The organism is Echinimonas agarilytica (assembly GCF_023703465.1).
Classification (GTDB): domain Bacteria; phylum Pseudomonadota; class Gammaproteobacteria; order Enterobacterales; family Neiellaceae; genus Echinimonas; species Echinimonas agarilytica.
In genome coordinates this window covers 382,621-395,424 of record NZ_JAMQGP010000001.1, presented here as the reverse complement: position 1 = coordinate 395,424, position 12,804 = coordinate 382,621, and the positions used below count along the sequence as shown (strand labels likewise).

Annotated in this window: 8 protein-coding genes; 4 read left to right on the top strand and 4 right to left on the bottom strand. The window is 46.6% G+C overall.

The window, feature by feature from the left end:
• The first annotated feature begins 47 nt into the window (after positions 1-47).
• Entirely contained in the window at positions 48-1,061 is a 1,014-nt protein-coding gene (locus tag NAF29_RS01645) for a glycoside hydrolase family 17 protein (protein WP_251259743.1), read from the top strand.
• Positions 1,062-1,118: 57 nt separating this feature from the next.
• Here the strand turns inward: NAF29_RS01645 and NAF29_RS01640 are convergent, their stop codons facing one another.
• The 3 genes from NAF29_RS01640 to NAF29_RS01630 form a co-directional block, all read right to left on the bottom strand.
• Positions 1,119-1,928: a LytR/AlgR family response regulator transcription factor gene (locus NAF29_RS01640; protein WP_251259742.1), complete on the bottom strand. Its 810-nt coding sequence runs from the start codon at positions 1,926-1,928 to the stop codon at positions 1,119-1,121.
• Between the two features lie 140 nt (positions 1,929-2,068).
• Positions 2,069-3,535, bottom strand: a complete 1,467-nt coding sequence (locus NAF29_RS01635; RefSeq protein WP_285817533.1) for an MFS transporter — start codon at positions 3,533-3,535, stop codon at positions 2,069-2,071.
• A 174-nt stretch (positions 3,536-3,709) separates the two neighbouring features.
• The gene (locus NAF29_RS01630; protein ID WP_251259740.1) at positions 3,710-5,443 is read right to left on the bottom strand and encodes a glycoside hydrolase family 30 protein; all 1,734 of its coding nucleotides are present in this window, start codon (positions 5,441-5,443) and stop codon (positions 3,710-3,712) included.
• Positions 5,444-5,800: 357 nt separating this feature from the next.
• Here NAF29_RS01630 and NAF29_RS01625 point away from each other — a divergent pair, with 357 nt between their 5' ends.
• From NAF29_RS01625 to NAF29_RS01615, 3 genes are all read left to right on the top strand, one after another.
• A complete protein-coding gene (locus tag NAF29_RS01625; RefSeq protein WP_251259739.1) occupies positions 5,801-7,156 on the top strand; it encodes a family 16 glycosylhydrolase in 1,356 nt (451 codons plus the stop codon).
• Between the two features lie 60 nt (positions 7,157-7,216).
• The gene (locus NAF29_RS01620) at positions 7,217-10,672 is read left to right on the top strand and encodes a 1,3-beta-D-glucan phosphorylase, GH149 family (protein WP_251259738.1); all 3,456 of its coding nucleotides are present in this window, start codon (positions 7,217-7,219) and stop codon (positions 10,670-10,672) included.
• Between the two features lie 157 nt (positions 10,673-10,829).
• Positions 10,830-12,005 (top strand): sensor histidine kinase, encoded by a 1,176-nt coding sequence (locus NAF29_RS01615; RefSeq protein ID WP_251259737.1) that lies wholly within the window; start codon positions 10,830-10,832, stop codon positions 12,003-12,005.
• 127 nt (positions 12,006-12,132) lie between these two features.
• Here the strand turns inward: NAF29_RS01615 and NAF29_RS01610 are convergent, their stop codons facing one another.
• Complete coding sequence (locus NAF29_RS01610; protein WP_251259736.1) at positions 12,133-12,789, bottom strand: nitroreductase family protein; 657 nt, start codon at positions 12,787-12,789, stop codon at positions 12,133-12,135.
• Positions 12,790-12,804 lie beyond the last annotated feature (15 nt).

The following is a 12,804-nucleotide window of genomic DNA, read 5'->3' as shown; positions in this document are numbered from 1 at the left end:
AGCTGACACTCGCCTTTTTTGGTTTCAGGTTTGAGATGATATAAACAATGAATATGATGACCGCAATTGCGCTAATTCTGACACTCGCCGCGCTTCCCGCACTCACTGCGCCTATGCAACAATCTCATGAGTTACTCGCTCAACAGACGATGGCGGTGGCTTATTCTGGCTTTCGCGAAGGTCAGCACCCCGATCGTGGTAGCGGAGCCGTGAACCCAAGCGATACAGAGATACTGGAAGATTTACAGATTCTGCAACGCCACGGCTTTGAACTCATTCGATTATATGATTCAGGCGACAATAGCGCCGCCACACTTCGTATCATTCAGCAGCACCAAATCCCCATCAAAGTATTGCTTGGCATTTGGCTAGACGCCGAAGTCAGTAATCATGAAGGATGTGCTTGGCTTGATGCCCCCATCCCCGAGGGCGAACTGCAACACAACATGCTAAAGAATAAGGCGGAAATTCAACGCAGTATCAGTTTAGCGAATGAATTTCCCGATATTGTCATTGCGGTGAATGTAGGCAATGAAGCCCTCGTCAGTTGGAATGACCATATGGTACCTGTGGCATCGGTTGTCCAATATGTTCGACAAGTCAAAGCTGCCACGACGCAACCTATTACCGTGGCCGACAATTACGAGTGGTGGATTAAACACGGTGCAGTACTTGCCAAAGAATTAGATTTTATTGGCGTACATACCTACCCCATGTGGGAACACAAAACCATTGAGCAAGCGATCGCATACACAGTCGACAATATTGCCGCCGTGCAGCAAGCTCTGCCCCACAAGCCCATTGCTGTGCTCGAAGCCGGTTGGGCGACCACCGCCCGCGAGTTTCCAGTACAGGCCAATGAAGCTGCTCAAGCGCGTTACTATGCGGAAGTATCGGAATGGGCCAAGGCCAACAATATGACGTTTTTCTTTTTCGAAGCATTTGATGAGCCGTGGAAAGGCGATCCTACAAAGGCTGACGGTGCCGAAAAGCACTGGGGATTATTTAATGTGAAACGACAACCCAAGCAAGCTATGCAACACACGCTTGAAGTAAAATAATAGCTCTGTAGGCGAGTCCACAATGCCGTATGTGAAACGCATACGGCACTGCGCTAACTACTCCATAGCGGTTAAGTACGACTTGATCACGTCTTTATAACTACGACTCACCTTGATTCGGTCAAACTCTCCTAGCTGTAAGAAGAATTCGCCTTTGGTGTGCGGAATCACTTTTAAAATACAATTGAGGTTCACAATTGTAGAACGGTGAACGCGTTTGAAGATTTCTGGGTCCAGCTCTTGTTCCAACTCTTTTAAGGTCGTGCGTTTAATATGAGTCTCACCTGCCACATGAATACAGCAATAATCTCCTGCAGCATCAATCCATTCAATTTCTTCTTGGTTAAGTAAGGTGATCTCTTCTCGGTCACGAATCACTACCTTGCGATCAATATTCTCACTGAGCGGCGATTCCGGCTCCTCTAAATGCGACTGCTCGCATTCATTAATGTCATGAATTGCTTGTATCACACGGGACTTCTCGTCACCCATGGGGCCTTCATTGAGCCTAGCCATCGCGCGTTTTACTGCCAGTTCAATGCGTTCTAAATCCAATGGTTTGAGAATGTAATCCACGGCATGCACTTCAAAAGCATCCAGCGCATACTGTTCATATGCGGTGGTAAATATCACCAAAGGAGAACTGTCATTTTGCAGTCGTTTAACCACATCAAAGCCGTTTAAACCTGGCATTTGAATATCCAAAAACATCAGGTCGGGCGTGAGATCCATCGCCGCTTTGATGGCTTCTCGGCCATTTTTGCAGTCACCTATAATCTCGATTTCAGGAATCGTGCTCAGCTTAGACTTTAAAAGGCTAATTGCTAAAGGTTCGTCGTCCACAATCAACGTTCGGAGTCGAGTCATAAGTATCATTCACCGCCATAATAAATCAGAGAGGGCTCATCAACGATGACACCTCAGGATGAGTGTAATAACACACTCTCAAATTTCATTGAGGGTTTGAATCAAATGAGAGTGTGATCGCACTTCTTCAGCACTGATGATTAGGTCTGAGAGCTGGATTCAGCTATACCCATCTTTCCTCGTCGGCGCTCTAATTTTAACCGAACTTGATGTGCAATATCTTCAGTAATGGGGTAATGATAAATCATCCATATCGCCAACGTTGAACACACCATAGGGACTAGCACATCAATCAGTCGCATCCAAAATAGAGTGTCATCCGATTGCGCACTGCCCAGCTCGACATCAAAGCCGGTTGCATTCAGCAAGAATCCACCCGCGGCGAGTGCTATTGCCATACCCAACTTCACAACCCACCAAAAAATAGAGCCAAACATACCTTCTCGACGTTCATTAGTTTCGATTTCGTCCAGGTCGCATACATCGGCAATCATAGACCCCATCAGGGTAAATAAACTGCCAATACCACAAGCGTAAAATGGCACTGGAAGCAAGAGTAACAATGGGTATTCAGGGTGATAACAAAACCACTTCAAACCATATCCAAAAACGGACATACCAGTGGCCAAGAAAAACGCTTTTCGCTTACCCATTGAGATGGATATTTTACTGATCACCACAATAATGCAGAACGTTGCGATTGCCGATACCGTGCCAGCCCAACCTGCGTATTCAGCCCCCAGAGACTGATCGCCACCGAATACATAGTAAATAATGACGTAGGTTTGAAACGAAGCCACCAGCATAAAGCCGTTAAACACCAAAAACGTAGCGGCACATAAACACAAGAATGGCTTGAATTTAATCGTGAGCAAGAAACCCTCAAAAAAACCTCTTACACCGCCATTAAAGCTCTGAGTATCCGTGTCTTGAGCGTCGCTGCGAATGGTATTTAGATACGGTTCTTTTAAGAAAATGGCGGGCAATACACCAACAAAGATAGTAAAGGCACCAATGATCATGGCCAACCAGGCTGCACCATCCACCATGTTGTCAAACAAACCGTCATTTTGCATAAACCATAAAAACCACGGCGACACTAAGTAAGCCATCTGCCCCATGAAATTTTGCACCGCCATCAAGCGAGTTCGTTCATGGTAGTCGGGAGTTAGCTCGTACCCCAACGCAACCCAAGGGGTTGCAAATAGGGTATATGCAAAATAAAACACCAACGATCCGACGAGAAAAAACCAGAAGTAAAAATCTTCGCTTTGCCCATGCGGAAGCTGCCATAACAGCGCAAAAATGATACCTGTAAGAATTGCCCCCCCGAAGATGTATGGACGCCGCCTTCCCCACCGCGAACGAGTTTGATCAGAAATGTATCCCACTAAGGGGTCGGTGATTGCGTCGGTTAAGCGTGGCAAAGCACTCACCAACCCCACGAGTGCCGGGTTCATGCCTAAACCTAGGTTCAGCACTATCACCATGCCGCCAATCGCAGCGCCCAATAGACTGTTCACGAATGATCCCAGTCCATAGATAAACTTTTGAAGGAAAGAAATTTTGTCACCTGCGGCCGTTTCGAAATGCTCTGCGTTGCTCATAGTTCCGCTTGCTCTTGATAAAGACTTAAAATCCCGAGTGCAACGGCATAATTGCATTCGACTGAATAGCCAAAAATACGGAAATAAAGTGTGGCAACAACGCCAACGCGGCAGGAAGTTTGTATGGTGCGATGAAGTGGATTCGAGGGTGACCTAGATCACCCTCTAAAGCGGTTATTGCGGCAGTTGTAATTGCACAGTTTGAAGTGAATTTGCTGGAACGGTTAAGTTTGCCTGCTGAAGGCCTACTTTAAGTTTGGTGGCAATGGCTTGCTTCGTTGTATTCAACACTTGAACACTCAATAATCCACTGGTACTCAAGGTTGCACTGGTATGGAGTGCATCATCGTCTAGATTCACCAGCGTTTTGTTCGCTTGGACAGCTTTGTCACCGGGACGAATGGTTTGGCTAAATTGTTTAAGAATGTGATACACAGGGGTGTAATAAATTTCGCCACTGTCGGTATCTATCATGATTGGCGCCCCACAAAAATTACCCACATGATTGGGACCGCCATTTGCATCTAGCACGACATTCCAGTCAATCCAACCACTCATCCAATGGTTCAAACTCACAATAATATTACGCGCGTAGCGATGCACGGGCGTATACATGGGATGATCTTCGGGAGACGGTGCCCAAGTTGCGGTATAAGCCCAATCCGTCGCGTTTTGATTCCACCAAAAATCGTCATTGGCAAACCATCCGGTTTCAGTAAATCCGTCTGGATCTAACACACCTTCTGGGGCCGGCTTCCCTAGATCATCAATGGTTCCTTCGGTATGGATAATGTCGAATTTAGGAAATTTTTGATGCACCCGCTCCAATATATCTTCATGCACTTTGAAGGTACTGGAATACCAATGCACCGCCGACCCATAGACATAGTCAGCGCTTTCAGCATCGCCCAAAATGGTGTCCGCCCAGGCTTCAAAACCATCTCGGTTTTGGTCATAAATCAGTAAATTAATGTCACCGTGAGCGCTTGCTTTAAGCGTGGGTCCTAAATGTTCTTTAATAAAGTCTCTCTGAGTTTCAGGGGTAAAGTGCATGCTTTCCCATTGGCCACTGTTGCCATGAGGCTCATTGACTGGTGTCAGCCCCCAAATATCAACCCCCGCTTGGTGGTAAGCATCAAGGTACTTCACAATATAATTGGCGTAAGTGGCTTCATATTCAGGTTTGAGTATGCCTCCGGTGCCTTGATGATTATTCTCGGCCGTTGGCTTGATATACCAAGTTTCAATATCTTTCATCCAAGCCGGAGCCGTCCACGCCGATGCCACAATGCGCAAATCTTTGTCGGCTTGAGATTGCTTAATTGCTAAGGCTTGCTGAATCATAGGCAATACATCAAATGATTCATCTTGAATGCCCGAATACTTAGAACGACTAAAACCGTCACGGTCAGGCCCAATAGAGAAATGCTCTAAGTCTGCATCATCTGCAACATCGGCATAGGAGTAGCGGCCTTGCACTGAGAAGTCGGTCGCGCCTATCGGCGTTCGAGTCAGTGAGAAGTTCGCCCCTGATTCACCATAAATATCCATCATCACTTGCTCTCGCTGCTTCGGCGTTAAATGCGCTAAGACGAAAGCCGATGATTCGGTAAATGACGATCCAATACCGGTGATAGTTTGTTTGACCTGATCAGGATGAATGCTCAATACATGGTCACCTGATTGCGGCGCTGCTGCATCAAAACTAATATTGTTCGTACGCTGTACTTTGTCTCCGGCTTCACTGGTCACCCAAATGGCCGATGTTTCACCAATTTGGTAGTTCATTGAAGGTGCTTGAGCAGAAGCTGTCTGATTCATTAGACTACTCAATTTAGGTTGGCCACATGCGCCTAAAGTAGCGGCCAGCATAAGCGCTGCCGGAGCCTTTAATGCATTAGGGTTCATAAGTTATTCTCTTCATTAGTCACGTTGCATGAAGCTTAAAAAAACGAGCTAAATACATCCAGAGAGCGAACACCCAACTCACCTTGTTGCCAGACCCGTTGAGCGAAAAACCCCCACAATAAGTGATCAATATCTCTGCATTGCCGATCACCTTCATCGCTCACATCAATGGGGCACCAAACATGCCCACCGCCTACCCCATATCGATTACATCGTGCTGAAGGATCACACTTCAGGATTAAACAAACGCATTCACCGCAAGGCGAGTCCCGCTTAACGCGTTTCGATTGAACCTGTCACTGGCTGAATTATTGTTCAATTCATTCTATTGAATCGCTGATTGGGAATGTTACAGCCATGCCTATTGAAATTTATGTCACACGTCTTTGCTTTTGGGCGACTCTTGGCTTCAGCAGCTTGGCGTTTGCAACACCAGTTCCTCTGAACAACACGCAGCATAGTTATCAACAGAACGTTGTGTACGCAGTAAACCTTGGGGGCAGCCAATACACCGCCACCGATGGCATTATTTATCAGGCCGACACACTCAAGACTAAATCCCAGAGCGGTCAATCAACAGCTATTAAAGGCTCGCAAGACAGTGCACTGTATCGCTCATATCGACTCGGCAATATGTCATTTGATGTGGCTTTACCTCCGGCTATTTACGACATCACTTTCAAGTTCGCGGAACCAACCAATACCCCCGTGGGTCAACGCGTGTTTGACGTAATAGCACAACAACAAGTGGTCATTCCAAATTTAGATGTGCGTCTGGCGCGAGACGGTAAAGCGCTGTCATCGCTGGATCGCACCGTTACCGATATTGAAGTCACCGATGGCATATTGACGGTCGAACTCAAAGGCCATGTTGGTTTGCCTGTTTTACACGCGATCATCATCCGACAAAAACAAGTGCCGAACACGCAATGGAAGCTGGTGTGGCAAGACGAGTTTGAACAGGCTGGTGCGCCTAACCCAGAGAAGTGGAATTTTGACATTTGGCCCGCTGGTAAGGTCAATAACGAAGATCAGGCTTACACCAATCGTCTCAAAAATGCCCGTGTCGAACATGGCAAGCTCATTCTAGAAGCCCACAAAGAAAAATATAGCAACGCGAACTACACATCCGCCCGACTCAATAGCGCACACAAAGGCGATTTACTCTATGGTCGAGCCGACATTCGCGCCAAATTAGCCTCCGGCCAAGGTTCGTGGTCTGCCCTTTGGATGTTGCCAACCAACCCCTTTAAGTATGCCACTCGTTGCAAGCCCGATGCCGATTGGCAAGGCAGTGAGACATGCGATGCATGGCCTAACTCGGGTGAAATCGACATCATGGAACACGTGGGATACGACATGAACCGGATACACAGCACTGTACATAATTTAGATTATTACTGGATTAAATGGGAACAACGAAAAGCCAGTATTGAAGGTAAGAATGTGGCCGAAGATTTTCACGTGTATTCCATTGAGTGGACGCCCAGTTACATCACCATCCTTTTTGATAATGTGCCTTATTTTTTCTACGTAAACGAAGGGAATGGCTGGCAGTCATGGCCCTTTGATCACCCCTTTCATATCGTCATGAACCTTGCTATTGGCGGCGATTGGGGCAAAGCAGGCGGCCCCATTGACGATGCAATTTTCCCCGCTCGGATGGAAATTGATTATGTCCGGCTTTTTAAGCCCGCAGCATCAGTCGAGTAACCCCCTAATTCATACAACACGCTTTACACCCTAAAACAATTACGCAGTGAGTAACCGACTATGACGACCAATGCTTCAGAGCAACCTGTGACAAGCGGTAAGTTTGTCACTCTTGATGGTGAACGTTTTTACGCCATCCACCATGCCGACAAAATGGACTCTTTTTTCATCACGCTGATATCGGACAGTGACCATTGGCTGTTTATCGCCTCTAACGGCGGCCTTACCGCGGGGCGAGTGTCTCCTGAAACAGCTCTTTTCCCTTATGAGCCGGTCGACAAAATTTACGACAGCACTGCACATACTGGCAGTAAAACCATCTTCAAAATTCAGCGCGATGGCACGGCACATGCTTGGCATCCGTTCAGCAAAGAGCATTCGCAAGATTACGCCATAGTGCGCAATCTCTATAAAAACACATTGGGCAATAAACTATGCTTTGAGGAAGTGAATCATTCCCTGCAAATGACGTTTAGGTATACCTGGGTCTCCAGTGACACATACGGATTCTCGCGTCAATGTGAGCTCATGAACCACGCCACAAGCGATGTGAATGTGGAAATGATAGACGGGTTGCAGAACATATTGCCCGCAGGGACACCCCGCTATACGCAAACAATTTCGAGTAATTTGGTCGACGCTTATAAATGGAATGAACTCGATGCCAAAACGGGAGTTGCCGTATTCACCTTGTTTTCGGGTATTACAGACAAAGCTGAACCCTATGAGTCACTCAAGGCGAACACTGTGTTTTCACTGGGGTTAGATCAAGCTTCCGACCAGCTCACCACTCTATTAAGCTCCCGTCAGCTGGCAACATTCGAAAACAATCAAGCTCTCAGCGATGAATACCATACTCGCGGTATTCGCGGCGCCTACTTCGTCAACGCCCGCTATACACTGGCTGCAAATAGCTCAAAAGCATGGCAAATTGTGGCGAATGTTGAGCAAAGCCAACGTCAAGTCACGGCATTAATGGCCGAAATGGAAAATCCACAACATGTCGCATCCAACTTGCATCAGTCTGTTGCGCAAGGCAGTGATGCATTGGCCCGCATCATGGCTTCTGCCGATGCTTTTCAAGTCACTGCTGAAGAAAATGTATCGGTTCACCACTACGCCAACGTGCTCTTCAATGTGTTGCGCGGAGGCATCTTTGACAATCAATATCAGATTGATAGCGCCGATCTTTCAGGTTCGATTCAGCACTTTAATCAAACGGTATTTGCCGCCAATCGAGAGCTGTTTGAATCACTACCTGCACATATTAACTTTAACGATTTACTCCAGCGCGTTGCGAAACAAAACGACTTCCAGCTCCTCCGTTTATGCATGGAGTATTTGCCCATTACCTTTGGCCGTCGTCACGGTGATCCATCGCGTCCTTGGAACCAATTTGCGATTCAACTCAAAGGTGACCAGGGCAATCGTCTGCTTTCCTATCAAGGCAATTGGCGAGATATTTTTCAGAACTGGGAAGCCCTCAGTTTCAGCTATCCAGAGTTTATCGAGAACATCATTGCCAAGTTTGTGAATGCATCCACTATGGACGGCTACAACCCCTATCGTATTACTAAAGAAGGCATTGATTGGGAGGTTGAAGAGCCCGATAACCCATGGAGCTACATTGGCTACTGGGGCGATCATCAAATAATTTACTTGTTGAAGCTGCTGGAATTGTCGCAGCAATTCCACCCCAAAAAATTGAGTGAAATGCTTCACCAACCCATTTTTAGCTACGCTAACGTGCCTTATAAAATCAAACCTTTTGACGAAATAGTGACGAACGCAAAAGACACAGTTGAGTTTGATTCCGAGCTTGACTTAGAGATCGAGCGCCGTGTCAAAGAGCTTGGTGCCGACGGTAAGTTAGTGCTCACAAAAAATGGACAAGTTTATCAGACAAACTTACTAGAAAAGTTACTTGTGCCCTTGTTAAGTAAACTCGGAAATTTGGTGATTGATGGGGGGGTTTGGCTGAATACTCAGCGGCCAGAATGGAACGATGCCAACAATGCCTTAGTCGGCCAAGGCTTGTCGATGGTCACACTATATTACATGCGCCGCTACATGAACTTTATGCAACAACTCCTGCAGCATGAAACACAACACCCTATGCTGTCGTTAGAAGTTGCGCAATGGCTGGCAAAAACATCGTTGATTCTTGAGCAAACTGTGGCTCAAACAAGCCACCAGCAAGTAGATGACACGCTTCGTTTTAATATTTTAAAGCAGCTAGGAGAGGCTGCAAGCGAATATCGCCAAACGCTTTATAAGGCCCAATGTTTTAGCGGTACCGTTGAAGTTAACCTCCAAGAAATACGCGCATTGCTCAACCATGCGCTGACCATTGTGGATCAAACTATTGCGAATAACCAAACCGACGACGGTTTGTATCATGCGTACAACTTATTGTCTGCTGAACATCAAACGGCGCATGTCGATCACTTGTACGTCATGCTTGAAGGTCAAGTTGCCGCATTAAGCTCTGGTGCAATCGCCGCCGAGCAAGCAGCTAACATGCTCGATCAGTTATTCGATAGTGACGTGTATCGAGCGGATCAACATACCTTCATGCTGTACCCCGATCGGGCACTTCCGTCTTTTTTCCAAAAGAATACAGTGCCGGCATCTATCGTGAGCAATATATCGGCGCTACAACAGGTGTTAGACACCGGTGATAGCCGGTTACTGACCATCGATGAACACGGGGTTTATCGCTTTAACCCCGACCTTCACAATGCTGCTGCATTAAATCTACAAATCAACGCCATGCTAGAACAGTTTCCAGCATTGGCTGAGGCTCGAGATGCCATTCATTGCACCTATGAAGAGGTGTTTCACCACAAAGCATTTACCGGCCGCTCAGGCGGCATGTTCGGGTTTGAAGGCTTAGGCTGTATTTATTGGCACATGGTATCCAAATTGTTACTGGCGACTATGGAAAACTTCTTCAAGGCCGTTGATGGCAATGCTGATCCTCAAGTGATTACACGCTTGGGCGACCTATATTATCGGGTTCGCGAAGGAATTGGCTTCAACAAAACACCGCAAGCTTACGGCGCGTTTCCAACCGACCCATACTCACACACTCCAAAGCATGCAGGCGCACAACAGCCCGGCATGACCGGTCAGGTCAAAGAAGAGGTATTAACTCGCTTTACCGAGTTAGGGTTGCGCATTCAAAGTGGCCATGTGGCATTTCAACCTGCTCTGCTACAAGCCTGCGAATTCAATTCAGAGACCCACGAATTGACCTATTTGGACGTAGCTGGGCAATGGCAGAAGCTAACCGTTTCCCAGCAACAATTAGCATTTACCTGGTGCCAAGTGCCGGTGCTATATTGTTTGACGGACAATGCTGCCCCCTCGGTCACTCTGCATTTTGCCAACGGTGTTGAACAGTCTCAACAAGAGCTGAGGTTGAGTGCTGAACACAGTCAGCAGTTGTTCCAACGTACGGGGTTCATTCAACAAATATCGGTGTCGTTGAATCAAAGTATGTTGCTCCGTTAAGGCCAATCAAACCTCCAACGTTTTTAAAGAGTTGGCGGTTTGACACCACACATTCGGTCACAGATTGCGACAAGAACAGCCTTTGGTGAGATGTAAGCCACGTGCTTCACCCATCACTTTATATTTTAGTACATGAATAAATGGGAGCTTCGTAGACTTGAACACTCAATCCGATCATCAGCCTCCACGGCGGATGCTAACTCAAGCGACGATGGTGCAACGCGTGAAAGAAGCATGTAAAAATCACCCAGTTTTTTTATTCTGGTCTTGGCAAGCTGGTTTTTGGATGTTTTTTAGTGTCGAAAATTTCATCACGCTGACGCTTTGGTATAGTGCGCCGAGCTGGCCTTATATTGTTCATACTGCGCTACAAGCCGTACTGGGATTATTGCTGTCGCTGTGCATGTATCCGGTTTATCTTAAACTCTGGTATAAGTCGGCGGTGACGCGCATCTTTTGGATTCTACTCATGGTCAGCGTGGTGTCATTGGTGTGGACACTTATCCGTATGCAGACCTTTATTTTAATGACCGGAGAACAACATATTTGGCCTGATTTTGGCGGTTGGTTGCATGCCAGCGTATTTATTATTTTATGTTGGACCTGCATGTTTCATGGCGTTCGCTATTACCAATTACTTGAATCGGAGCATCGAGATTTTCTTAAAGCAGAGGCCGAAACTCGCGAAGAGCAGTTGAAACGTATGAAAGCCCAGACCGTGGCTCGAGACGCACAAATCAAAATGCTTCGCTATCAACTAAACCCACATTTTTTGTGTAATACGCTCAATGCCATCAACTCTTTAGTTGAAGCTAAGATGTCGGAGACCGCGCAGGAAATGACGGTCAAGCTCAGCCGTTTCTTGCGCTATTCGCTCGACAACAACCCCGATACCGAAGTGCAATTAGTAAAGGAAATAGCCGCACTGAACCTCTATTTGGATATTGAAAGTACTCGCTTTGGCGAACGACTTAATGTGGATTTAAATATTGAACCCAATGCCGAACAAGCATTGGTTCCGAGCTTGCTTCTGCAACCCATCATCGAAAATTCAATGAAATACGCTATTGCAGTCAACGAAGACGGTGGCACCATAGGTATTCATGCTTCAGTGAATGAGCATCAATTGCTGATAGAACTATGGGACACAGGATCCGGCTGTGATATTCAAGTCAATCATATTAAAGCGGGCAATGGCTTAGGCGTAGGCTTACGCAACACAGAAGAGCGACTGAATACACTCTACCCTAATACGCACCAATTTGAATTGAGCATTACGCCCAATGGTGGTTTAAAAACAACCATCTCAATTCCATATCGCTGCGCCAATTAATGCGACGGTAACAGAGTGAGTCGAGATGTGCAGAGGAATGAATTAAAGCAACTTACAGCTCCATTAAAAAAAGGTGCCCGGCCTAGACCGCGCACCTCATGACGACTCACAAAGCTCAATGAGGTCGTTACAACGTAGTAATGACCTCATCAACACTTAAACGCGCTTTCGGCAAACCGTGATTGTAATCTTCAACAGGCAAGTGGTACCCCATGGCTAAAGCCACTTCACATACATGACCATCTAATTCTTGTTTGAACTCTTCACCAATAAGCTCGCGATCAACCCCTTCCATCGGTGTTGAATCGATCCCCAAACGCGCTAACGTGTGCAACAAGTTACCCAAGGCGATATAAACCTGAGCTTTGGTCCAGCTGCCGTTATAACCGGTGTCGTCAGTATTCGACTCAGCAAAAGCGTATGCCCCCATCATTGAGTCGTACATTTCTTTAGGCAGGTGTCCCGAAGACACTTCAACGTCAACTCGTTTGGCATATTTGTCTTGGGTAAATTTAGGATCGTATGCAAGCAAAATCGTGTGTGACGCTTCTTTGGCATGCGGCTGATTAAATTGATACATGTTGGCGAATGTGTTGTGAAAGCGCTGCTTTGCTGCGTCTGATTCCACCACAATAAACTTCCAAGGCTGCGAATTGATTGAAGAAGCCGACATGCGAGCCGCCTCTTTAATGACCTTCATGTCTTCATCGGAAATGCGCTTACTAGCGTCATACTTCTTGGCGGTGTAACGCTTATTTAAGTCACGAATAATTGGGTGAGTCATGGCAATTCCTTTCAA

Coding starts and splice junctions, on each gene's coding strand:
- NAF29_RS01620 (WP_251259738.1), top strand. CDS start 7,217: ATGACGACCAATGCTTCAGAGCAACCTGTGACAAGCGGTAAGTTTGTC.
- NAF29_RS01640 (WP_251259742.1), bottom strand. CDS start 1,928: ATGACTCGACTCCGAACGTTGATTGTGGACGACGAACCTTTAGCAATT.
- NAF29_RS01630 (WP_251259740.1), bottom strand. CDS start 5,443: ATGAACCCTAATGCATTAAAGGCTCCGGCAGCGCTTATGCTGGCCGCT.
- NAF29_RS01645 (WP_251259743.1), top strand. CDS start 48: ATGAATATGATGACCGCAATTGCGCTAATTCTGACACTCGCCGCGCTT.
- NAF29_RS01610 (WP_251259736.1), bottom strand. CDS start 12,789: ATGACTCACCCAATTATTCGTGACTTAAATAAGCGTTACACCGCCAAG.
- NAF29_RS01635 (WP_285817533.1), bottom strand. CDS start 3,535: ATGAGCAACGCAGAGCATTTCGAAACGGCCGCAGGTGACAAAATTTCT.
- NAF29_RS01625 (WP_251259739.1), top strand. CDS start 5,801: ATGCCTATTGAAATTTATGTCACACGTCTTTGCTTTTGGGCGACTCTT.